At 62.1% G+C, this 21,853-nt stretch carries 22 protein-coding genes and 1 pseudogene; 6 read left to right on the top strand and 17 right to left on the bottom strand.

Annotation, left to right across the window (positions count from 1 at the left end):
* Window positions 1-351 precede the first annotated feature (351 nt).
* Window positions 352-477, top strand: a pseudogene (locus ABMA59_RS37390) (IS5/IS1182 family transposase); the annotation flags it as partial.
* On the opposite strand, the gene ABMA59_RS32240 reads toward ABMA59_RS37390, so the two are convergent.
* Window positions 474-968: a LysR substrate-binding domain-containing protein gene (locus tag ABMA59_RS32240; RefSeq protein ID WP_349009476.1), complete on the bottom strand. Its 495-nt coding sequence runs from the start codon at window positions 966-968 to the stop codon at window positions 474-476. The pseudogene ABMA59_RS37390 and the gene ABMA59_RS32240 sit on opposite strands and share 4 nt — an antisense overlap.
* Before the next feature lie 17 nt (window positions 969-985).
* Window positions 986-1,342, bottom strand: a complete 357-nt coding sequence (locus ABMA59_RS32235; protein ID WP_349009473.1) for a LysR family transcriptional regulator — start codon at window positions 1,340-1,342, stop codon at window positions 986-988.
* Window positions 1,343-1,500: 158 nt separating this feature from the next.
* On the opposite strand from ABMA59_RS32235, the gene ABMA59_RS32230 reads away from it, so the two are divergent.
* Window positions 1,501-2,319 (top strand): alpha/beta fold hydrolase, encoded by an 819-nt coding sequence (locus tag ABMA59_RS32230; RefSeq protein ID WP_349009472.1) that lies wholly within the window; start codon window positions 1,501-1,503, stop codon window positions 2,317-2,319.
* Between the two features lie 275 nt (window positions 2,320-2,594).
* On the opposite strand, the gene ABMA59_RS32225 is transcribed toward ABMA59_RS32230, so the two are convergent.
* The 3 genes from ABMA59_RS32225 to ABMA59_RS32215 are packed head-to-tail and all read right to left on the bottom strand — an operon-like array spanning window position 2,595 to window position 3,466.
* Window positions 2,595-2,807 carry a hypothetical protein gene (locus ABMA59_RS32225; RefSeq protein WP_349009471.1) on the bottom strand — a complete coding sequence of 71 codons (213 nt, stop codon included), beginning with the start codon at window positions 2,805-2,807 and terminating at the stop codon, window positions 2,595-2,597.
* Entirely contained in the window at window positions 2,804-3,295 is a 492-nt protein-coding gene (locus ABMA59_RS32220) for an SOS response-associated peptidase (protein ID WP_349009470.1), read from the bottom strand. Before ABMA59_RS32220 ends, ABMA59_RS32225 begins: the two co-directional genes overlap by 4 nt.
* A 6-nt stretch (window positions 3,296-3,301) precedes the next feature.
* Entirely contained in the window at window positions 3,302-3,466 is a 165-nt protein-coding gene (locus ABMA59_RS32215; RefSeq protein ID WP_349009469.1) for a DNA ligase-like domain-containing protein, read from the bottom strand.
* A 229-nt stretch (window positions 3,467-3,695) separates the two neighbouring features.
* Between ABMA59_RS32215 and ABMA59_RS32210 the strand changes: the two genes are divergently transcribed.
* Window positions 3,696-4,991: a calcium-binding protein gene (locus ABMA59_RS32210; RefSeq protein WP_349009468.1), complete on the top strand. Its 1,296-nt coding sequence runs from the start codon at window positions 3,696-3,698 to the stop codon at window positions 4,989-4,991.
* A gap of 239 nt (window positions 4,992-5,230) precedes the next feature.
* Here ABMA59_RS32210 and ABMA59_RS32205 read toward each other — a convergent pair whose 3' ends face one another.
* The gene (locus tag ABMA59_RS32205) at window positions 5,231-6,316 is read right to left on the bottom strand and encodes a calcium-binding protein (RefSeq protein WP_349009467.1); all 1,086 of its coding nucleotides are present in this window, start codon (window positions 6,314-6,316) and stop codon (window positions 5,231-5,233) included.
* Between the two features lie 206 nt (window positions 6,317-6,522).
* On the opposite strand from ABMA59_RS32205, the gene ABMA59_RS32200 reads away from it, so the two are divergent.
* From ABMA59_RS32200 to ABMA59_RS32190, 3 genes are all read left to right on the top strand, one after another.
* A complete protein-coding gene (locus ABMA59_RS32200; RefSeq protein WP_349009466.1) occupies window positions 6,523-6,708 on the top strand; it encodes a DUF3606 domain-containing protein in 186 nt (61 codons plus the stop codon).
* A 91-nt stretch (window positions 6,709-6,799) separates the two neighbouring features.
* Entirely contained in the window at window positions 6,800-7,066 is a 267-nt protein-coding gene (locus ABMA59_RS32195; protein WP_349009465.1) for a hypothetical protein, read from the top strand.
* A gap of 174 nt (window positions 7,067-7,240) precedes the next feature.
* Complete coding sequence (locus ABMA59_RS32190) at window positions 7,241-7,450, top strand: KGG domain-containing protein (RefSeq protein WP_349009464.1); 210 nt, start codon at window positions 7,241-7,243, stop codon at window positions 7,448-7,450.
* 55 nt (window positions 7,451-7,505) lie between these two features.
* Here the strand turns inward: ABMA59_RS32190 and ABMA59_RS32185 are convergent, their stop codons facing one another.
* Genes ABMA59_RS32185 through ABMA59_RS32135 form a run of 11 tightly spaced genes read right to left on the bottom strand, consistent with a single transcriptional unit; the run spans window position 7,506 to window position 21,845 of the window.
* Window positions 7,506-7,850 carry a hypothetical protein gene (locus tag ABMA59_RS32185; protein ID WP_349009463.1) on the bottom strand — a complete coding sequence of 115 codons (345 nt, stop codon included), beginning with the start codon at window positions 7,848-7,850 and terminating at the stop codon, window positions 7,506-7,508.
* Between the two features lie 30 nt (window positions 7,851-7,880).
* Complete coding sequence (locus ABMA59_RS32180) at window positions 7,881-8,075, bottom strand: Pam3-gp28 family putative phage holin (protein WP_349009462.1); 195 nt, start codon at window positions 8,073-8,075, stop codon at window positions 7,881-7,883.
* A 32-nt stretch (window positions 8,076-8,107) separates the two neighbouring features.
* Window positions 8,108-8,791 carry a glycoside hydrolase family 108 protein gene (locus ABMA59_RS32175; RefSeq protein ID WP_349009461.1) on the bottom strand — a complete coding sequence of 228 codons (684 nt, stop codon included), beginning with the start codon at window positions 8,789-8,791 and terminating at the stop codon, window positions 8,108-8,110.
* Between the two features lie 33 nt (window positions 8,792-8,824).
* Window positions 8,825-9,640 carry a hypothetical protein gene (locus ABMA59_RS32170; protein ID WP_349009460.1) on the bottom strand — a complete coding sequence of 272 codons (816 nt, stop codon included), beginning with the start codon at window positions 9,638-9,640 and terminating at the stop codon, window positions 8,825-8,827.
* Window positions 9,641-9,655: 15 nt separating this feature from the next.
* Window positions 9,656-13,855 (bottom strand): SGNH/GDSL hydrolase family protein, encoded by a 4,200-nt coding sequence (locus tag ABMA59_RS32165; protein ID WP_349009459.1) that lies wholly within the window; start codon window positions 13,853-13,855, stop codon window positions 9,656-9,658.
* Window positions 13,856-13,888: 33 nt separating this feature from the next.
* Window positions 13,889-16,696, bottom strand: a complete 2,808-nt coding sequence (locus ABMA59_RS32160; RefSeq protein ID WP_349009458.1) for a phage tail protein — start codon at window positions 16,694-16,696, stop codon at window positions 13,889-13,891.
* Window positions 16,681-17,097 (bottom strand): DUF6950 family protein, encoded by a 417-nt coding sequence (locus tag ABMA59_RS32155; RefSeq protein ID WP_349009457.1) that lies wholly within the window; start codon window positions 17,095-17,097, stop codon window positions 16,681-16,683. Before ABMA59_RS32155 ends, ABMA59_RS32160 begins: the two co-directional genes overlap by 16 nt.
* Window positions 17,079-17,651, bottom strand: a complete 573-nt coding sequence (locus ABMA59_RS32150; RefSeq protein ID WP_349009456.1) for a hypothetical protein — start codon at window positions 17,649-17,651, stop codon at window positions 17,079-17,081. Before ABMA59_RS32150 ends, ABMA59_RS32155 begins: the two co-directional genes overlap by 19 nt.
* Window positions 17,652-18,356 (bottom strand): hypothetical protein, encoded by a 705-nt coding sequence (locus tag ABMA59_RS32145; protein ID WP_349009455.1) that lies wholly within the window; start codon window positions 18,354-18,356, stop codon window positions 17,652-17,654.
* A 9-nt stretch (window positions 18,357-18,365) separates the two neighbouring features.
* Window positions 18,366-21,656, bottom strand: a complete 3,291-nt coding sequence (locus tag ABMA59_RS32140; protein ID WP_349009454.1) for a tape measure protein — start codon at window positions 21,654-21,656, stop codon at window positions 18,366-18,368.
* 9 nt (window positions 21,657-21,665) lie between these two features.
* Window positions 21,666-21,845 (bottom strand): hypothetical protein, encoded by a 180-nt coding sequence (locus ABMA59_RS32135; RefSeq protein WP_349009453.1) that lies wholly within the window; start codon window positions 21,843-21,845, stop codon window positions 21,666-21,668.
* Between the last annotated feature and the right edge of the window lie 8 nt (window positions 21,846-21,853).

The raw sequence follows: 21,853 nt of genomic DNA, 5'->3' as shown, positions 1-21,853 counted from the left end.
CTGCTTCTCTTCGAGGGTATAGGACTTGCGCCGGCGTGCGGGCGCTGTCTCGCCCCGAAGATCCCCGCCAATCATTCCGTCCAACGGGATCGTGTCCATTAAGCCCCACTCATGGACACCATCTTCAGCATCCCGAGCCCGATCGTTAGCCGATCCGAACACCACTACGGAAGGCGGTCATGACCGGGCGCTTACCCATTGTCGCCTTTCGGAGTGCTACCTTCGCCGCCCGAAACCTGCCGTTCGTTCGGCTGCGTCCGATGGGAAAGCAGATCCCGGCAAAGAGCAATCGAGTGATCCGATATGCGTCAGCACGTATATCCAACGCGCCCGCAACCCTTCGAGCGGTGATTCAACAGGGTTAAACAGTTCTGCCGGGTGGCGACACGCTACGACAAGCTGGCAGCGAACTACTTTGCTTTCGTTCAGCTTGCCTCGATCAGGTTACGGCTTCGCGCCAATGATCCACGCCCTTAGCCAGCTTCAACGTAGCGAGTGATGCTCTGATCTTGAACACTTGCAACCAATTCATCCGCTCGAGACAAAAGCCGGCAGAGCAGAGGAGAGGAATTTGCCTGGTTGTAGCCGAGAGTGAGATCGACGGTTGGTGGGACGCCCTCGAGCGCTCTAGCAACAACGTTTGGCGACAGCATATTTTGTGCATAGAGCGGAACGAGAGTCACTCCGCCAGTGGATGCGACCAGCGACATGGCTGAAGATATGTTCTCGCCTTCATACTTTGCCTTGAGCACGATCCCAACCTTCGACGCATAATCCTGAATCACACCGTGCAGTACAGGAGATGTTCTCGCCGAGCTGACATAGACCTCGCGGACAAGATCCTGTGGGCGAATCCTTTTGCGCGAGGCCAAACGATGGCCTGCCGGCAGAACCGCGATCAAGGGCTCCTTCGCCAACAACTTGAAGGTCAGGCCTGCGTTCTGTTTCTCAGGGCGGAGGAAGGCAATGTCCAGCTTCCCGCGCGCTAAGGCGAGGGCGAGTCTGGCGAGGACTGACTACACAACGTGACTTCGATCTCAGGCTCTTCCTCCCGGAGGATACGCAACAAGTGGGGGAGCCACATTACCTCCAGTCCAACCATGAACCCCATAGAAAGTGCTGGCTTAGGCGGCTGTGCGGTCCGCCGCGCACCATCTTTCGCCGCCTCGACTTGCGTCAGCGCCAGCCGCGCGTGATCGAGAAAAACTCTTCCCGCATCGGTAAGCGCCACGCCACGCGTCTGGCGCTCCAGCAACTGCACGCCAACTTCGGATTCCAAGTCACGAATCTGCCGGCTCAGCGACGGCTGCGAAGTGTTTAGGCGCCGTTGGGCAGCGTTCAAGAAGCTACCTTCCTCCGCGACTGCAATGAAGTAGCGCAAATGCCGAAGTTCCATACTCCCCCCGGTATGCTACCAAGGCATACATCGCAGCCTACTAGGTCTTTGTCTTTAGCGAAAGGAAGACTTAACGCAGGGGTTCAAGAAAGGAGATTACAGCCATGTCCACGATCACAACTACAGACGGCGTCAACATCTTCTACAAGGATTGGGGATCAGGTCAGCCGATCGTTTTCAGCCACGGTTGGCCGCTCTCAGCGGACGACTGGGATGCCCAGATGACATTCTTCCTTCATCACGGGTATCGGGTCATCGCTCACGATCGGCGCGGCCACGGCCGGTCCGACCAGCCCAGCACCGGCAACGACATGGACCACTGGGTTGCCGACCTCGCGGCCCTGACTGAGCACCTCAACCTGCGCGACGCCATCCACATCGGGCACTCGACAGGCGGCGGCGAGGTCGCTCGCTATGTCGCTCGCCACCAGGAGCGCGTCGCGAAGGCGGCGCTGGTCGCCTCATTAACGCCGAACATGTATCGGAGCGAGGACAACCCGTCCGGTCAACCGCCGGAGTGGTTCGAGACGATCCGAGCCGGCGTGTTGGGCAACCGGTCGGAGTTCTACCGTTTTGTCCCAGAGAATCCGTTCTACGGGTACAACCTCGACGGGGCGAAGCCTTCGGAGGCAATCATTGCGAACTGGTGGCGCCAGGGCATGGCCGGCGGAGCCCTGGCCCACTACGCGACTGTCGACTCTTGGCTCGAAGATTATACCGAAGACCTCAAGAAGATCACCGTGCCGGTGCTGGTGATGCACGGCGAGGCTGATCAAGTCGTCCCGTTTGCAAGTTCAGTGCCACGCGCGGTGGAGTTGCTTAAGCACGGGTCGCTAAAAACCTATTCCGGCTACCCCCATGGAATGCTAACCACGCATGCGGATGTCCTTAACCCCGACCTGCTGTCGTTCATTAGGTCTTAACCACAACTCTCACCGGTTATGGCCTATGATAAGGATATAGGGGTGTAAATTGAGGAGGGTTCGGGCTCCGGCGAGTGACGAAGGTACGAACAAGAAGCTCAATCCCTCCTCGAAATCCGTCGGGCAAGCTCGGACAGCCACCTCGGGGCCGTTTTCCCTACTCCGCCGCCTATAAGCGGTCGGTCAGGTTCCCACCCCACACGAGCCGATCAGAGACGAAAAGGCGACGCCTAGAAGCGGACGAGCCGCCATCGACCCCATTGCAGCGGTCCGGTTTAGTTCACGGGGTACGCAACGAAAGCGAAGCGGGTCCCATCCGGTGCCCAAGAATTGACGTTGATTGTGCCTTGAACACCAGTCAGCTTGACGAGGTCGCGCGGCGCGGCGGCGATGAGTTCCTGAACCTCGCGCTCGACTGCCTGCTGACAGTCGATGTCGCGGTCGGGATAATCATGCATGCGTTTCGGCGGGTCGACGCGGCCGGTCATAGCGGGTTGAGTGGCTCTGATGCGAGGTCGATCCGTTCGATCATGTGGGGAAGATCGTTCCGCTGCTTGTCCTTGGTCGAGGCGTTCACGTCGCGGCTGACGCGGTGGAACTGCAAGGCGCCATCGACGTCGTGAGCAAGGACATCCTGCAAATCGTCGACCGCGGTCGAAGGATCAAGCCAGGCGTCGTAATAGGCCGGGTCGAGGATTATCGGCTGGCGGTCGTCCAATTCCGACATCGGAGTGGCCGCTTGCTCGGTGATGATCGTGCAGCTCGTCACATCCAGCTTGTCATTGTGCGCCCATAGCCCGGCGAAGCTGAAAGGCGCGGTTCCGGGCATGGAGATGAACCACGGATCCTTTCCGCCATCGACGGGGCTCTTTGTCCATTCGTAGACCCCGTCGGCGGGGATGAGGCATCGCTTCGACTTGTAAGCGTCCTTGAATGCGCCCGAGGTCGCCACGGTTTCGATTCTCGCGTTGAACATCGCCTGCTAACCTCGGCGGGTGAAGATGCGTGACCGGTCGAACTCTTTCACCAGTTGCGAGCGATAGCCGTCCCATTTGACTTCGTGAATCCAGTCAGCACCCTCGGGCGGAGCCTCGACAAGGGTCGGGAACATCGGCTCGATGAAGCCGGACGCAAAACGCTTACGCACGCACGGAGTCTAGGCGCGGCGGACGGGTAGGCTAGGTGAACGGATAGGAAACGCCAAATAATTCGGCGCGCACTTGCATCGCACGTCCGCTGTCGGTCTTCTCCATGTGCCTGCCGAAAGAGGCCGCCCTATAGGCGCAATTGCTTGGAAATAATTGCGGTATGACCTATCCTGCCGATGAAGACCTTGGCCGAAATCTGCCCAGCTCAAGAAAATTCGGAGGTTCAGAATGCCCACAAAGATTATCTATCTGGATCGGGTGGGTACAGGCATACAAGAAACTTTGCTCGCCGACGAAGACGTCTATGTCGCTGGCGGAGTCACTGTCGGTTCAACCGAAAACGAGGCAATCGCCGGAACGACGGACGATCATGAGTTCACGATCGACGGCTACGTGTTCGGCGACTACATGGGCATTCTCAACAACAACGATCTCAGCCGCAACAACCATGTCGTCGTCGGAGAAACAGGAACCGTAAGCGCGAGCTTCCACAGCGGCGTCTATTTGAGCGGCGGCGAGCACACGGTTGTCAACTATGGCGAGATTCGTGGCAGTAGCGGCATCACCATGTACACGACGTCGACCGACGGCGGCCAGTCCACCATCGTCAACCATGGGCTGATCCACGGCGATCACACCGGGATCGGGCGGCAGAACTCCGATGTGCGGGAGACGCTCGTCGTGACCAACTACGGCACGATCTATGGCGGCGCCAACAGCTATTCCTACTCGGCTGGCGACTCCGTGGAAAAGATCATCAATAAGGGCCTGATGATCGGCGACGTATCCTTGGGCGACAACAACGATCTCTACGACGGCAGGCTCGGCACATTGGACGGCGTCGTGCTGGCGGGAACGGGTGACGACAAGGCCTATGGCGGCGCGGCTGACGACAAGCTTTACGGGCAGGACGGCAACGACACCCTCATGGGTGGTGTCGGAGCCGACTATCTCAACGGCGGCAGCGGCAGCGACCGGGCGTCCTACGCTTCGGCCGCCGCGGGCCTGGTCGTCAGCCTCGCCAATCCTGCCATCAACACCGGCGACGCCTTCGGCGATGTCTTTGTCGCGATCGAAAACCTGTCCGGGTCGAACCACAACGATTCCGTATTCGGCAATTCTTCCAAGAACGCGCTCAACGGCGGCGCCGGCGACGACATCATCAAGGCTTATGGAGGCAACGATACGCTGACCGGCTATACCGGGGCCGACACCTTCATCTTCAACTCGGCCTTGAGTGCATCCACCAATGTCGACACGATCACCGACTTCAATGTGGCCGACGATACGATCCAGATCGACAACGCCTATTTCACCGGGCTGGCGGCGGGCAAGCTGGCCGCATCGGCCTTCGTCGCAAACTCGACCGGTCTCGCGGCCGATGCCAGCGATCGCATCGTCTACGAGTTCGACACCGGCCGGATTTTCTTCGATGCGGATGGCAATGGCGCTGGAGCGCGAATCCAGTTCGCAGCGGTAGCGGTCGGTCTTGGACTCACTGCGGCGGATTTTGTGGTGATTTAGCAGACCGGTTGGCAGATCCATCGTCGCCGGCCGAGCCGCGCTTCCGCCTTGTCCATGCGCTCCAGGACGATCGCGACCGGTGACCGCCGCGACAATCTCGCCCCCAATAGACTGTTCCTGCAAAAGAGAAGCCCGTCACCCAGAAGGTGACGGGCTCCAGTGATCGCGGCCCAATTGTGGCAACAACTTGGGAGTAGTCAACCGCGATCGACTACGTTACTAGCGGCTCCCCTTATGGATCAGACCACCGTGAAGTCGGCAGCGCTAAGATTGAGGCCGGGCGTCAGCGCAGCGATCTTCACTGCCGCGGAGGCTGTGCCCGCGCCGTCGGCATCGTAAAACAGCGAGCCAGTGTCGGCGTTGTAGATGATGCGGTCGTCAGCGTCGCGTGGCGCGGAGGTGTTTTCCTTGAAGGCTGATGCACTCAGCGCACCGAAAGCCAGCGTGGTGAAGATCGAGCCGTCCAGCTCGATTTGGTCGTCCTCCGCGCGGAAATCGACAATCCGATCGACATTGCCGGAACCGATTGCGGTCGAGAAGCGGAACGTGTCATCCCCACCCATGCCGTATAACGTGTCGTTCCCACGGCCGCCATCGATTACGTTCGCACCGTCATTGCCGCGAATCAACTGGCCGATTTCGTTGCCCGTGAGATTTATGGCGTAGGTAGCGCGAAGGTTCGTTGTGTTGAGCGTTTCGACGCTCGCTCCGGCCGCCAGCTTATAGTCGACGCCGGCAGCCACGCGATCACTGCCGGCGCCTGCGACTTCCACGATGACATCGTCTCCATTGTAGACGATGTAGGTGTCGTTGCCGATGCCGCCGATCAGTGTATCGGCAGCAGTCCCGACGCCGCCGTCATGCAGGATATCGTTTCCTCCCTGGCCTTCCAGAGTGTTGGCAACGCCGCTGCCTTTCAGTGAGTCATTTGCGTTCGATCCGCGCAGGTTGACGATGCCAACCATATAGTCTCCCTCGGCGTCACCGCCGAACCCTTGGGAGGCCCCGGTAAGCTGGACGTTAAGGCCAAGGATAGGCAGCGTGAGGTTGACGATCGTTGACAGATCGACCGTCACGCCGCTGGAGGAGGTCGTATAGTCGGAGGTGTCGGTGCCGGACAGCGTTATGACACCGGCTGCATTGAGCAAGCCGCCGATGATCACGTCTGCACCGGAACCGCCGCTGATCACATCATCGCCGGCCCAGCCGATCGCGATGTCGTTACCGCCGAGCGCATTTACCGTGTCGTTGCCGAGGGCCTGGACGGGACCAAGCAATAGACTGGGCAAAATCTCGCCGCCGTTGGTGCCTGTAAAAGTGGCCATTTGACTTCTCCCTGAGGTTGTGACCGAGAGACAGTCTCCGACTTCACCCACTACTGAAGTGAAACAGCGAAAATCGCCCTTAGGTTGTGATCAGTTGTGTGACGCTTGAACGGTCACGACGTCGCGTTGCTCTTGGGCCCGCAACGACACAGAGAGCGGAACACACGGTCTTGTCAGCAGTTCCTCCCGCTCGACAGGAGGAATCCATGGCAGACGATCCCGGCAAACGAGATTTCCGCGACCGCAGCCGCGTCTCCGCCGAGCAGGAGCACGAGGTGCGCTATTTCGCCGAACAGGCACAGATTACGGTCGCTCAGGCGCGCGAACTCATCCGCAAGCACGGCAACGACCGTGAGACGCTGATGCTCGAGGCGAAGCGGCTCGCGTCATAGCAGCGATCACATTTTCTGCCGGAAGGAACCGCCCACCAGACATGGCGTTTTTTATGGTCGTCTGTACGATCTGTACCCGGCAAACAGGCGCTTGAAAGAGGTCATCAAGCTTTCGCCCAACCAGGGAGGAGAGCGTCATGCCCTTCACCGGCATTGTGAAGCCCGAACAACTGAAAATCCTGACCGGCGTGACGAGAAAGGCTTTCCGATCAAAAGCCCGGAATGCAATGAAGCCGGGATGCTGCTGATGTCGCTGTTTGAGCTCGGCTGGCAAAAGCCGGAGGAGCTCAAGGCCTTGCTGGCGTTCGAGCGTGGCGAAAAGATCTGGCTCCGTATGAAATCGACGGGCGATATCTGATCCAAATCGTTCGCACGGTCGTGTAGAGCGCCTCCAAAAGCCCCGCAGCCGAAGCTGCGGGCAGTCGAATTCAGACAGACGTATGATCACGAAAATTTTCAGCTCGGAACCGCTCCCGCTCTCGCCGGTTTGCCTCCCGAGGCGATGAGCCTCGAACAATCAGAGGAGATGACAATGGCCAATCGAGGCGGAAGCCACGAGCAACACGTGAAGGCCGGCCAGCAGAGCCACAAGAACGACGAAAAGGAAAGTGGCCGCGGCCAACAGCACGCCGAAGGCGGCAAGGACCGTCAGCAGAGCGGCGGTGAGCGTGGTGGCTCCGGTAACTTCGGAAATGACCGCGAACGTGCGTCAGAAGCAGGCCGGAAGGGCGGGCAGTCCTAAGTGTGCCCAGGGGACCCCCTCCGAGGGGTCCCCGCCAGCTTTACTTACGGAGAGCTTAGGCCTCCCGCCCCTTCTCATGCAGGATTTGGTCGATGCGTTGATGGAGCGTCGAGACGCTGCCTTTCAGCTCCCGCACGCCGGTCATGACCTCGTCGCGGAACTCACGCAGGCCGGCCTTGGTGATGTAGGTTTCGGCCACATGGAGCTTGTGTTCGGCGAGTTGGATCGAAAGCATGTTGTGAAGCCCGACGGCTGCTTCAGCTTTCGTCGCGGCGGCTTCCGCGTCCTTCTTCGCCTCGTCCTTCGCCACCTTGATAGCACCTTCGACGCGCCACCAGGCGCCGGCCACCACGCCGAGGATAAAAATGACAAAAGTCGCGAACTCGGTCGTGATGTTCATGTGTATGCCCCTGCTCAATCAGCGACCGGCTCAGGATTTGCGCCAGTTCGCCTTCAGCCACCAAACAAAGGTGCCGACGCCTAGAAGTCCGCCCGTTAGCAATTCGATATTCTGGGTGAGTTCCGCCGACGCGGCCGGATCGATGTAGCCCTTCGTCACGAGGAATGAAGACAGCAGGTAGCCGAGGATGCGGACGAACTGGACCGTCATTGCATTGTTGTCCATGGGAGTTTTCCTTTTCGGTTGCAGATTGAAGGTCAGTGCCGAAACCGCGAGAGCAGCCAGGCGAGGAAATCGAAGCCTGGCGACGGCAGATCACGGCCCGGTGGCGGCGTGGGAGCGGTTTGCGGGACGGGCACAGGAACCGGCGCAGGCTGGACCGGCTGGGGCGCGGGTTCCGGCGCGGATGGCCGTGCCGCCATGTCCAGCGCTGCCCTCCGGACGCCCTTGACGCGCGGCTCCCAGCCCCTGCCGAAGGTCGGCCAGAGCAGCTTGCCCTTCTTGTCCTTCGCTCGTTTCAGGAAAGCCAAGCGGTCGTCACAGAGTTGGTTGATGACGGTGGCGTGCAGTTTTGCCCGCGTCGCCTTCAGCGTTTCCGGCCCGATCTTACCGTCCTGAGCGGCGCCAACGACGGCCTGCAGGTAGGTCGCAGCCCGGCGCGGCCCGGAGTTCACGGCGAAGTCAAACACCGCATAGTCGACACCGTCCGGCAGTTCGGCGCCCGCGACGACATGCCAATAGTGCCGGCGATATACCATCGCTAGTTGCGCGTCGGTGATCTTGCGGAGATCGTCCTTCGTCGCGCCCGGCTTCACATATTTGCGGAAGGTCGCGAGCGTGACGCCTTTCATGGTAGGTCCGCCAGGGTCGGCAGGGTTGTCCGCCCACCCTCCTTCGTGTTTGAGGACGAGCGAAAACGCCCGCTGGAAATTGCGGTCCATAGTAATGATCCTATTGAGAGGGGTTTTCGCGGGTTAGGCGTCGAGGCCAGTGCCGGCCACGGCGTGCCATTCGATGTTGTTGTCGACGGCCGCCTCAAACTCTTCCTGAGTGATCGGGCGCAACACGATGCAGAAGCTAGACCCGACCGTCGTGCCGGTGCCTGAACCCGCCTCGTCCAGGATCTCAAACGGCACGTTGGCGTTCAGGGCGGTGACGGCGACGTTGTTCGGCGTGACTGCCTTCGTTGTCGCGCCCTTGCGCTTCGACCATCCGTACCGGCTGGCGAGCGTGTAGACGCCGCAATAATAGGCGCTGTTGCCAAGCTCGGTGGTCAGGTCGAGGATCGAAGCCGTCTGCTGCGCGCCGCCACCTGTCGCCTGGACACGCAAATCATTGCCGCCGTTAAGTCCAAGGGTAAGGCCGACATTCGGGTCAGGCGTGCCGGTATCGCTGCGGACAAGGGCGACAGCCTTTGCGGCGGCGGGTGCGGTGGCATGAGCGATGATTGTGAAGCCGCCGCTGCCTGCCGCGACAACCGCATCCCAGACATTCTTGAGGGTATACGTGGTGTTTGCTTCGTTGGCGACCACGCCAGCCGTCACGCCCCATTCGCCGAGGCCGCCGGCGAGGTCATTGAGCGAATTGAGGTGATGGCCGTTGCCGGACCAGTCATAGAGTGCGCCATAGGCTTCGGCTTCGTCATCCGGGTTCAAAGCCGCATAGCCGGTGCCGATCATATGCGCGGCGAAAAGATCGTCGCCGAACTCCCACGGCGGAAAGGGCACGAAAGCCCCTTCCGTCTCGCTGATATCGACATCGGTATCGAAATAAACACGGGTCTCGACCATGCGAGTGGTCTCCTGTCAGAGCGGATTGTCGTTGAGGACTTGTTGGGTTTTGCACTGGCTGATGCGGAACGTGCCGCTCGCCGGGATCGCAACGCCGCTGGCGTACTTGACCCCCGTCAGCGCCCAGAAGACGCCGGCCTTCGTCGGCGTGCCGACGATCGGTTTCGTCTCCGGGGTGATCATCGACCCGGAGAAGGCGACGTTCGGCAGGCCAAGGTTGATCTGTCCGGCCGGACGGGTCACATCCGGCTCACCGGCCGCGCTGATGAAGGTTCCGGCCGCCGTCGTGTACCAGGCATAGAGGCCGCAGCCGCGCACGTCGGTTATGCCGGCGTCCGCTTCGAGGTGGCACATGGCCTGGAAAGAGTCGCCCTCGACCACGTATCCGGGGTTCAGCGGGACGCCGAGCGTCGTATCCATGATCGTCTGTTGCAGGACAACCGAGATCGGGCGCGGATCGAGGTTGCCGGCGGTATCGCTGGTTTCCACACTGGTCGGACCCGCGCCGCCGACAACGATCTGCTGATGGTTGCCGAAGCCGCTGGCAGCCGCGCCAACCGAGCAGGCACCCGTGAGACCGCTGCCGGCGACGGCTTCCCAGCCGTCCGCTACGGTTCCGGTACAGTTCGCTCCGACGATGCCGGTCCCGCCAGTCGTCAGGAACAGCGGGTTCGCATTCAGAGAGCCGGCCTCATATTCCGTGGCATGGAACAGGTCCGCGACCGTAGTCGGCAGGAAGCTGCGCGGCGGAAGCATCTGGTTGAAGAACTGCGCGATCTTCATGCCGGCGACACGAGCACCCGGAGGTCCGAAGTGGAGACCTTCGCGCAGCAGACCAGCCTTCGCCTTGGCGTTCGAGCTCAAGGGATCGATGAAGTCCGCCCAGACATCGATCACATAGCAGCCAGCGATTGCCGCCTGCTGTAGCAGCGCGGCCCGGTCGGACAGGTGATGACGGAGCTGCGACCCGGTGAAGCCGGCATAGTAGGTGCCGGCGGCATTCGGATCGCCCTTCGGCGTCTCCGCGATGAAGACGACGCGATGGCCCATCTTGAGCACGCGGTCGCGGTAGGCGAGGATGCGTGCCAAAGTCCATGCCGGTCCGTTGCCCTCGGGCGGATCGTTGATCGAAATCCAGCAAACCACCCATCCCGGCTTGGCGCCCCAGAGGGAACCGGCACTTTCAAGGATTTGCTGAGAGTTCGAACCGCCAAGGCCGAACATCGCATCCTGGAAGCGAACGCGCCCGCCGGTGTAGAGTTGAGCCCACCAATGCCAGCCCTGAGCGCGCGTCCGGCCGGGATTGATGCCGAGGTCGGAGCGGCTGTCGCCGTCCGACCAGACATCGATGCAGACCTGCGCGGCCTTGGCCTGCGCCTCGATCCGGCTGATGGTCTTGTTGACCAGTTCGCCATCATCGCGCATGCCGAGCAGTGCCTTGCCTTTGCCGCCGACTGCCCACATCAGCCCGCCGGGCTTGGTTCGGGCTTTCAGCGGCGCCGTCGCGCGGCGCATCGCATTCAGCATCGGATTCTTGATCGTGCCGTCCGCATAGAGCGCGAAGAGACCGAGACCCTTGCCGCCCCAAGACAGGAGAGGGACAAGTCGGCCACCGGTGCGCTTGCGGTACTGTTTCGGTTGGGTGGAAAAATCGGTCTTGCCGAATTCATCGAGGCGCGGCGTCGATCCAGCGGACACAGCGCCAGCGCTCTCCAGGACCGAACGCTGACCTGGCCAAACGCGGAAGCGCACGACGCCATTGCCTTCGCCCTGGAACATGACGAGATCGCCACTCTTGACGGTGACGTTCTCCGTGAACTGGTCACCGCGCAGGGTATTGTCGCCACTTCCGACGACCAGCGTCACGTTGGTCAGGAACAAGCACATGCGCATCTTGCCGTCGTTCAGCGTGACTTGGCTGATCGACGGCACGCCCGCGGTGATCGGAATGTACCAGCCGGTCGGACCCGTTTGGATCGGCAGCGGGTCTATTGCGGCGATGCTGCCGCCGCGCCGCATGATCTGATCGAGCGACGGCATCGGATCGAGGAAGGACGCATCGCCGTAGCCGGTGGCGTTGGTCCTCATCGTCTTATTGGCGTCGCCAGCGCCGGCCCGCGTCCCGATGCCGGACTGATTGGCTTCCGGCACCTTCTGATCAACGCCGAGCGGCGCGTAGCCGTTCGCCTGCCCGCGCTCGCTGGTGTCCTGCTTCGCGGACGGTGCAACCGCCGACCAGCCGTCAAGATTGGCCGATGTCGTCTGCTTGCCCGTTTCGACCGCCGTTACACGGCCATCCAATGCACTATCGGCGGCGTCGCGCGTCGCGACTTCATTGGCCAGATCGCTCGCGACCGCAGCGGCATCGCCCGCCACCGTCGTTGCAAGCGTGATGTTGGTCGCCGACAGTTCGCCGATGCCGGTGTCGCCGGTCGACTTGAAGAGCCGCCCACCGATAGACGCATAGCGCGTGGACGCCGGCACGACATAATGGACATCGTCGGCGGCAACGCGGCTGATTACGATCGTCTCGTCGACCGTATCCAGCGCATCGGCGAGTGGATAGGCCGCGCCGCCCGAAACGATGTGCCCGTCGACCTCCGGCCCACCGAAGCGGATGTTGCTGACCGCATTCAGGTTTTTGTTGAGGTTCTGAATGCGCAGCTCGACGCCGTCGCCGAGCGGATCGCCGGTTGCAGTAATGCGCTCGAAGGCCCATCGCACGGCGTATTTGTCAGCCGAGCCAAGCGGGATTTCGAAGCGCGTATAGATATCGATGTAGCCGGGATCAGCCGGGATATCGGCGCCGTTGATGCGCAGCACCGTGCCGTAGACATCGCTCTGGTAGCGACCCGTGAATGGAAACGGCGCGCGGGACGCCGAACGTCCGGTGGGTTGCGCCGTGAACAGGTCGGGGGCATCGCCAGGCCGCAGGACGCTACTCGCCAGCGATGCCGCCGTGACCTCTTGCACGACAAGCCGATCGACGGCGGCAGTCAGATCAGCATCAGCCGCCTTTTCGTTCAGCGCATCTTCGAGCCCGGTGACGGTCGGGATTGCCTGCGTGCCGGTGTGGGTGGCACGCGCCCGCAAGGCCGCATCGGAGGCGTTCGCCGTGGCGTTTGAGGCGACACTGTCGAGCTTGTCCTTCAGCGTGGTGGTAAAGCTCGCCGTGGTGTTGGTCAGCACGGTCGCAACGGGCTGATAGACAGGGTCCAAATGGGCCTTCATCGCGGCCTTGATGTTGGCCCAGGTGAATTTCTTCAGGACATTGGACGCCGCGCTGTCGATACCGGCGAAGGTGTCGGCGTCGGCCGGCGCCGCTTTCGATGCAGCTGCGTGCACCACCGCGCCGACATTCCCGGCGTCGGTCACGTCGGCGGAAGTCTCGACCCCCGCCAGTTTCGTCTTTTCGGTATCGGTGAAGGCGTTGGTGTCGCCTTGCCCTTCATAAGCGGCCTTGATCTCCGCGCCGCTCATGTCCGCCGTTGCGCCATCCTCGACGTTCAGCAGCGTGCGAACCTGTGCGGCGGTAAGGTCTTCCTGGACGCCCGTGCCTGCCGTCACGCGACCTTTCAGCCGAGCCGTCGCCATTGTCGCGGCCTTGGCATTGGTCACCGCGCCGTCCGTGAGGTTTGCAGTGTTGACGGACGCCAGCAAGGCAAGCGCGCCGAGGCCAAGCGCTGTCCGCTGTGCGGAGGCGTCCGCCGCAGCCGCCAGGGCACGGCCCGCCGCCGTCAGGTCGGCAAGCGTCCAGTCGCCGGAGCCGTTGACATAGAGGAGCTTGTTATTCGCAAGCACCAGATCGGCCAGCGCATCGAGGTTCGGCGCGGTGTCCTGTTTGTCGGCGATGAGAGCCGCGAAAGTCGACGCAAAGGACGCGGGCAGCAGAACGTTGGCCGTGATCGCCCACGAGCCCGTGCCAGACGCGCCGCTCTTGATATAGAGGCCGTTGAATGCGGGCGTGCCGTCATTGACGACGATGCCGAAGCTGTCCGCATCGTGTGCGAGATCGGCATAGAGGTTCGCGCGCGTCTGCTTCCCGACCGCATTGCCGAGCACCAGCGCCGCGATCATCGTCGAGATCGCGGCGTCGATCGCCGGGCCGATCGGCAGAATGTCCGCCTTTCGCGGGTTGTGTTCGCCCGACGACGGCACATTCGGCGTGGACCATTTGCGCCACGCAAAGCCGACGAGGTCGCCAATAAGCGCCATGTCTATTCTCCAGAATTTCAGTGATGAGTGGGGCTAGAGGCCGATGGCCGTGCGGAAGGTCGACAGACGCCCATGGAGCGCGGTCACATTCGCGCCGGATAACGAGCCGCCGAATTCGCCGATCGACAGCACATGGGGAGCAGTGGCGAAGCCAGTGACGATGCGCAGGAACTGCAGTTCGGCTGCTGGCAGCGTCGTCGCCGCCGCGGTGTCGGAGTTGATCACCGACCCGTTCTTATAGTTCTCACGCGCCGAGGCGCCAGACCTGTTCGCCAGCGAGAAGCCTGCCGGTGTCGCTACCGGAAGTGTGCTGTTGAGCGTCGCCGTCGCGTTGGCACGCGATGACATGACCGTGCTGCTGCCACGAGCGCCCAACAGGACAACCGACGATCCTGACGTGCCGCCGATGGCGGTGTCGTTGGCCGTGGTTCCGGAGCCGCCGTTGAACCAGCCGCCGATATGGAGGCTGTTCGTCGTGAAGACGCCTGCGGCGTTCGCCAGAACTCCGGTGCCGATGTAGCCGGTGCTCCCGTCGCCCGCGAAACCAGCGTTTGCCGTGAACGTGACCGTGCCATGGATGGCTCCGGTCTCGGCAGGGTTGATCAAGTTCAATAGGGCGGCCTGCGGGGTCGGCAGGCAGAACAGCGACAGCCAGCGCAGCTTCGAATAGACCGAATCCGACTTCAGGCCCGCGACCAGCGCGTCGACCGCCAGCACGATCACGTTGCCGGGCTTCGTCGCCATCGCGTCCAGATAGTCTTCCGTCTCGGTCTCGAGCCCGAGGCGGATGATCGCGGGAGCGGTCGGCGAGGACTGGACGCCGGACAGGTTTTCCGCTGTCGCCCAATACTGCCATGATCCGTCGCCCGGCGTGTCCTGATCCGTCTGCGTACTGTTCGGCGGCCCATATACAGGCCCGAGATCGGTCGCGGACCCGAACGCGGTGGCCTCGTCGGCGCGCCAGAAGTGCAGCGCCTTGTGAATGGCCGTGTTCGGCGCCTTGGCCGAGAGGCTGACATCGATGCCGGCCGGCATAGCCGAGAACACAGTCGGCACGCCCGGCGGCGTCGGATTGGCGACCGCCATAAGGACGATGTAGCTGGTCCAGTTGCCGGGCGCACCGCCAGACCAGTGCCGCGCACGGAACCGATAGCTCTCATTGTCCGCGAGATAGCCGGTGCGATACTCATCAAGCCCGGCCTTTGCAATCGTTGATAACGGCTGCCCGCTGCCGACCTTCTCCCACTCGACTTCCGTTGAGATCGCATTGGAGGTCGGCGCGTTCCATTCGAATAGACCGTAGGCAGCCTGTTGTCCCGCGGCGATGACCTCTCGTTGGATCGTGACCGTCAAATTGTCGACTGTGGGAATGCCGTCATGCTCCAGCTCGTCGATATCCGGCGGAGGGTTGCCCTCGTCGACCGAGGCCGTGAAGTCGTAAAGTGACGGCGGCACAACGACGCCTTCGATTTCATAGGTCAGGCTGCGCAACGAAAGCTTGGGCGCGCTGCTGATCTCGATCACAGCTTCGTTTAGCCGAGGCGGGAAATGCACGCGGATGAACCGGCGATAGGGGACATGCTTGGCCGGCTCATAGTCTGCGACGATGCGCACGCGTGGCCCGTTGGCACGCTTGAACAGCAGCGATTGCAAGCGCTGCATGTGGTTGTGCCGCTGCACCGCCTGGTTATCGACGGTGCGGGTTCGTTCCGTGTCGTCATCGGAAACGTAAGGGTTGCCGACGATTGCCGCATCGACGGTATTGAACAGCTTCGCCGGATCGGTATAGCGCCCGCGCACCGCCAGAGCCGTCGTAGCGCGCCGCATGTTAGGGTCGAAGTTGACGCCTCTGATATCGGTTTCCGTCAGGCGGATATCCGGCGCCACATACTCCCCGGCGTGCACGCCGATTTTCCCGTCAGGCCGCTGGTAGACGACGAGATCGGCGGCCTGGTCGATGATCCTGCCGACATCGACGGGGTTGCTGTTACCCTTGAACCAAAGACCGCCGTGGTAGCGTGGCTCCGGATCGCCAGCCTTGTTCGTCACCAACTCGTCGCAGACGTCCGCCGCGTGGTTCCAGTCGGGCCAATAGAGATCGGACAGCCTGCGCTTGGCGCCTGCCGGCATGGTCAGGTGCCGCGCCCGGATCAGAGCAAGATTTTCCGAATATTCCCACGTATCCGGGTTGGAGGGGTTATGTCCAACCTCGCGCCCATCATAGAGCAGCGCGCCTTCCATCTCTTCCGAAAGGAGCGGCATTCCGTTCGGGAAGCGCTCTTGCTGTTTTTCCAGGTCGGACGATATGCAGGACATCATGACCGTCGCCATGCCGTCGCCGCGATGGTCGTTCGTCCAGATCGTCGGCATCGCCGCGACCATCTCGGCGAAGGCGGTTTCCGGATTGAGACCGACGCGATGCCGGATCATCACGTTGTTGTCGAAATGCGCCGGTCCAGTCGTGATTCCTGTCACCGGGTCGAGCTGCAGTTCCTCATCATGCGCATAGAAGCGCACATGCCGATTGATGCGCTGCCAGGCCGGGCAGAAGACGTGATAGGCGACGCCGTTCTTTTCCTCGAGCGCCAGATAGTCGGCAGCCTTCTTCACCCGGCCAAACACATAGGTCGGCGGCGGCACGGGTTGCCGCAGGTTGAACTTTCCGTCTTCCGGCTTCGGAACTTCCGGCTTCGGCGTTAGCGCCGCCTGCGCGGCGAACAGTCCGGCAGCGGTTGCAAGATAGCCGATGGCATTCGCCGTGGCCGTTACGGTCGCGGTTCCAAGAAAGCCAACCGTCCCCTGCACCAGGGGGAGAACGAGAGCTGCTATGAATTGCGGCATGGGTATTCCCAGATCGCCAGCGGCCGGGCCATGAACGGCAACCAGCCAGCATCGGCGCGAACCTTCCATCCATTTCGGTAGCGGATCGCGCTCCATTGCCGCGTGACCGTCGTCGGGCTTCCGATGACGGCAACACAACCTTCCGAAGGCGTATCGGCCCGCCGCCACCCGACGCCCTCCAGACGGTCGCCGAACGGGATAAGCCCTCCCGCCGCTTCCATGACCGCGTGACACTCGTCTTCGGTCGCATAGGTTCCGCGCAGATCGGCGGCAGGGTCATCGGTGCCGTAGGCAATCGACAGGTCGGCAACCGCTATGCAGCAGTCAACGAATGACCACCGCCACGGCCGGCCCTCATAGTCCGCCATGAAAGCGGGCAGGATCAACGAAATCTCGGCCACTGGATTGTCTTGTCGTTGAGCTTCGGCATCCGTTCGCAAACGCGATCGGGATTGGCGCCGGGGTTGAGAATTGCCGAGCGGGCCTTTTGCGCGGTGTCGGAAATAACATCCTCCGCATTGATGCCGCGCATATCGAAGGCATTGACGCATTCCAGGGCCACCAGCGAGCGGATGCCCTGTTCGGATGCCGTGTCGTCGAAAATCGGGTTATCGACGGTGCCGGTCCATCGAACTTCCGGGTTACCGACCGGATCGTCGTATTCGTTGCAATCCTGGATCAGGATTTGCATTTCGGAGCCGACCACGTCGCCGGCCTCGACCTCGCGCCACGCTATATCGGCGAGCGCCTTGGCGACACCCGACACACCGACCGTGATCCGGCTTTCCTCGCCATTGATTGCCGCCTCGACGATATCGGCCCCGCCCTCAGCGAGACTGACGCCAATCCACACTTCCCCGTCGAGATCGAGGTATGGGCCGGAGCCCTCCCACAGCCGAACCGTTTTCGACGGGAAATAGAAGACGAAGAGGATTTTGATCGACCGGATAGCCATCTACGCCACCGCCAGATCGTTCCAGTAGTCGGCAGCCTCGACAAAGGAGACCGAAACATCCTGCCGTTCGCGCTTTCCCTGCGCGATATCCATGCCGCGATCTTCGGCGAGATGGACAAGGCACGTCGGCTCATCGCATTCCAGCGCCGCACCGGCCGGGATCGTGGCGCGGATCGAAGGGAACACCGGAACCGTCCAGAGATTGCCGTCGATATCGATAGCCGGGCCGGTTTCATAAAGCGCGTGCTGGTAGGAGAAGCGTATGCCGGCGAGATCGTCGGCAGCCTTCACCCTCCGCAGGGTGACCACGTTCTGGCTGATTGTGGCCGTCTCTTCCATGACGACGTCGATTGCACCTTGCTCATAAAGCGAACCATCGTCGAACGACGTGCCGTCATCATGGGGAAGCAGGATTTTCCGCTCGAACTTGCCGGACGCATAGGGAGCGGTATCCCAAGACCAGACCGGCACGACAATCAGCCCGGCTCGACCGCCGAGCGCGACGCGCAGCGCGTTCCATGTGCGCTTTTTGCCGTAGTCGAGACCGCCGATTGAAATGCCTTGCAGCTCGATCGCCCACGAACCTTTATCGGTTTTTGTCGATCGCTCGAATCCGCCAAGCGTCGGCCCTCCGCCACGGGTGAACGGCAAGGGATTGGCGGGCGTGCTGCGCGGCGGCAGCGTGCATTTCGGCCAGAACAGCATGTATTTGCCCTAAAACCGGTATTCGCCGCCGGCACGTTGCTTCTGGAACGTTGCCATGGCGCCCGGCGCAGTGGCGTTCGCGCGCTGCACCGCGACGTTGATGATCGTTCCGGAACGGCTGACGATGCGCTGGTCCGCGATTTCGGCCATGCGCCCGCTATCGTCCTGCAGTCGGACGTCCACAACGTCGTGACTGCTGCTGCGCGCAGCCGGCGCTGGCATCGAGGCCAGGACGGGCGCCCGCATCGGCCAACCGCCATCTGCGAAGCGCCCCAGCCTGTCGTTGTTGATGGCATCCAGAAGCGGCCCATACTTCTTCGCGGATGCGGCGTTCGTGATGTGCTCGCCGTCCGACACCATGATCGGGATTTTGTCGCCTCGGGGCCCGCCTGGACCGCGCACGCGGCCACCCGGCCAACCGCCATCCGCGAAGCCGAACAGTTTGGCGAAGCCTCCAAGCAGCGAACCAAAGATGCCGCCGCCGGAGCCGGGTTTGCCGCCATCGAACAGGAGATCAAGACCGGCATCGAGCAATTTATCGCCGAGCCGGCCCAGCGCATTGCCGAGCGCTTCCGTCGCGCTCTTGCCGTTCCGTAGGTCCTGAATGAAACCGCCAAGGATGTCCTTGCCGACTGCGGAGACCTCGCCAAGATTCTCCCGGAGTTGGCCTTGCGCTTCGTCGAGTTGGTTGCTTGCCGCCTGCGCGGTGCCGGATGCTTCCGCCAGTTCGCGCATCGCAAGCGCCTGTTCGCGAGCCTCCGGAGTGAGGCCCGACAGGTCACCGGTGAGAAGCTGTTGCGCACTGGAAAGCTCACGGCCGGCAGCCGTGCCTTCCTGCTGCGCCATGTTCAGCAGTTCTTGCGCCGCCTGGAGCGTCGACAGCCCGCGACCGTAGTCCTCGATCAGCGGGTTGAGGCTGGCGCGGAGACCGGTTTCCTCTTTCAGGAAGTCGATCTGCCGTTTGTACTCTTCCAGGCTGGTCTGGAAGTTCTCCCGACTTTCCAGCCGTTGAGTGCCGGCCGTCGACATGCCGGCGCGCTTCTGCCCGTAGGCGATAGCGTCCTCGACCGTCCGATTGCCGCCGAGCACTGTGGGATTGGCCGCGATCTGGTCGGCACCGAGCACATTGCGCAGTGGCGTGCCGGGAGCCGCCTTCAGGACGTTGATCGCACCTTGCGGACCCAGGAAGTGCGCCAGATGAAGTTTATATTCGTCGGCAGCATCCTGTACGGCGATGCCGGCGGCCCGCAGCGCGTCAGCATTCTGATTGCCGTAGGCTTCGATCAATGCTTTCGACTTGGCGGCATCCGTCTTCATCGCAAGGATTGCAGCGTCGGAAAGCTGCTTTGCCTCGCCGGGGAAGTAGCGGCGGAAAAGGTCCAGCCACGTACTATCGATGAACTGTCCGAGACCTTCCGCCGACGACAGCGGGTTTTTGGCGAAGCGATTGCCGCCGCTTTCGGCATTGATCGTGCGGTCGACATAGCCGGAGACCGCGCCTTCACCGCCGCGCGTCTGCGTCTCCAGGATGATTTCCGTCCGAGCCTGGAGCTTCGCCGCTTCTTCGCTGATCTTGTCGCCGAATTCCTTGACGATCTCCTTGGCCCGCGCGTCGACCTGCTGTTCGAGCTGCGAGCGCTGCGCGTCGGCAAGGCGCTGATCGAGCGCGCGAGCCGTTTCCCGCGCTTCGCCCATCGAGCGGAGACCTTCGGCCCGTCGGGGATCGATCTGGACGCCGGCCGGCGCTTTTAGCCGGTCATTCTCGTCAGCCAGCTTTTTCGAAGCAGCCGCGGCATTGTCCAGTTGCTTGGCGTATTTCTCGACTTCAGCCGCGATTTTCCGGAACAGCGAATTCTGCTCCACCAGACGCTCCAGACCGTTGGACAGGTCTTCGACAGAAACCTCACCGGCCTTGTACTGTTCGACCAGTTTGGCGAAATCGTCACGCTGCTGCTGCGTGGTGTGACGCCCGCCAGGGACAATCACGTCCAGGGCTTTCAGCAGATCGGCGCGGGCTTTCTCGACCTCTTCCACGCCGACCTTCGCGGCTTCGCGGGCACGGCGACGTTCCGCCTCGACATAGCGGTCACCGGCCGCCTTCGCGGCATTGCCGGAATTCTTGGCCGCTTCCTCGACTTCTTGCAGGGCGGCAGCGTAAGCCTGTGCGGCCTCGGTCGCTTCGCCGGATTGCGTTCCGAATGCAATCAGGGCGCCGGTCAGCACCGTGCCGATAACGAAGCCTATCGGGTTCGCGGCAGCGGCAAGCCCGCTCAACGCCAGGCCCGTCCGCGCCACGGCTTGCGCGTTGCGGAGCAGCTTCACGAAATTGACCAGCGCAACACCGGAGAGGCCAAGTTTTGCAATCAGGCCAGCAAGCGACCGACCGACCAGCGCCCCGGCTATGATCGAGGCGAGTTGCAGGGCCGTGTCGGCAGTCTCGTCGAAATTGTCGGCCAGGGCATTGAGACCCTGGACCAACCGCTGCGACGCGCCGAGCGATGAATCCGTCTGACCGATATAGCGGGTCAGCGCATTCTCGATCTTCGTATAGCCCTGTTCGATCGTCTGCGCCGCCCCGGCGGCTTGTTGCCGAAGCTGCGGCAGCCCTTTCAGGAATGCATTGAAAAAGTCGCGACCGGAGACCTCGCCGTCGTTGACCAGTTGCTTCAGCTTCGAGACCGAGCCGCCGGCCTTGTCGAGACCGTTCGCCACCGCCTGCAGGATCGGCCGCGCGCCTTCGTTGACGGAGTTGAATTCCTCAGCCTGGACCCGTGTAGAACCGAGCAATTGCCCGAGCTGGGTCAGCGCGCCGCGCGCCTCATTTGCGCCAGTGCCGGCAACCTTCAGCGCGACAGCGACACCGTCCGAGAATTCGATAAGTTGTTCCTGGCTGGCTCCAAGCACGTCGCCGGCTTGCGCGGCCTTGCCATAGAGCCCGGTCAGCGCCTCAATCGGAGCCGCGTTGGCTTGTGCCGACTGGTAAAGCTGATCCAGAACGCGCTTCTGGTTGGTGCCCTGCACGCCGGCAATCGAGAGCGAGTTCTTCGCCCGCGTCCAGGCATCGGCATAGCGCAGCACTTCGCGGACGGTCAGCGCACCGGCAACGCCAGCCAGTGGCGCGACAAGCCCGTTCGCCATGTTGCGGCCGATACCGCTGAGGCGCTTGTTGGTATCGTCCCAGCGCTTGACGACGGCGCGCGCCTCGCGATCGGAAACACCACGGGCACGGCGCATTTCGCGCTCATAACCCTTGATGTCCGCCGATAGCTGGACAACCAGTTTTTCGATGTCAGTTGCCATGAGATCCTGCTAGTCGCCGCTGGTCACCCATTCGAAGAGTTCGGCGGCTTCATCTTCGGAAAGCTCGTCACCGGCCTTCGGATCGTTGGCTTTGACGAAGCCATCCCAGGCGGCCATGAACTGCCAGACAGACATGTCGTCGATCTGCTGGGGAGACAGCCCCATCACCGCGCCCTTGCCGTAGATCATTGCGAAGC

This window comes from Mesorhizobium yinganensis (genome assembly GCF_040081985.1).
Classification (GTDB): domain Bacteria; phylum Pseudomonadota; class Alphaproteobacteria; order Rhizobiales; family Rhizobiaceae; genus Kumtagia; species Kumtagia yinganensis.
Note: the sequence above shows the minus strand (reverse complement) of the source record. Positions and strands in the feature narration are given on the sequence as shown.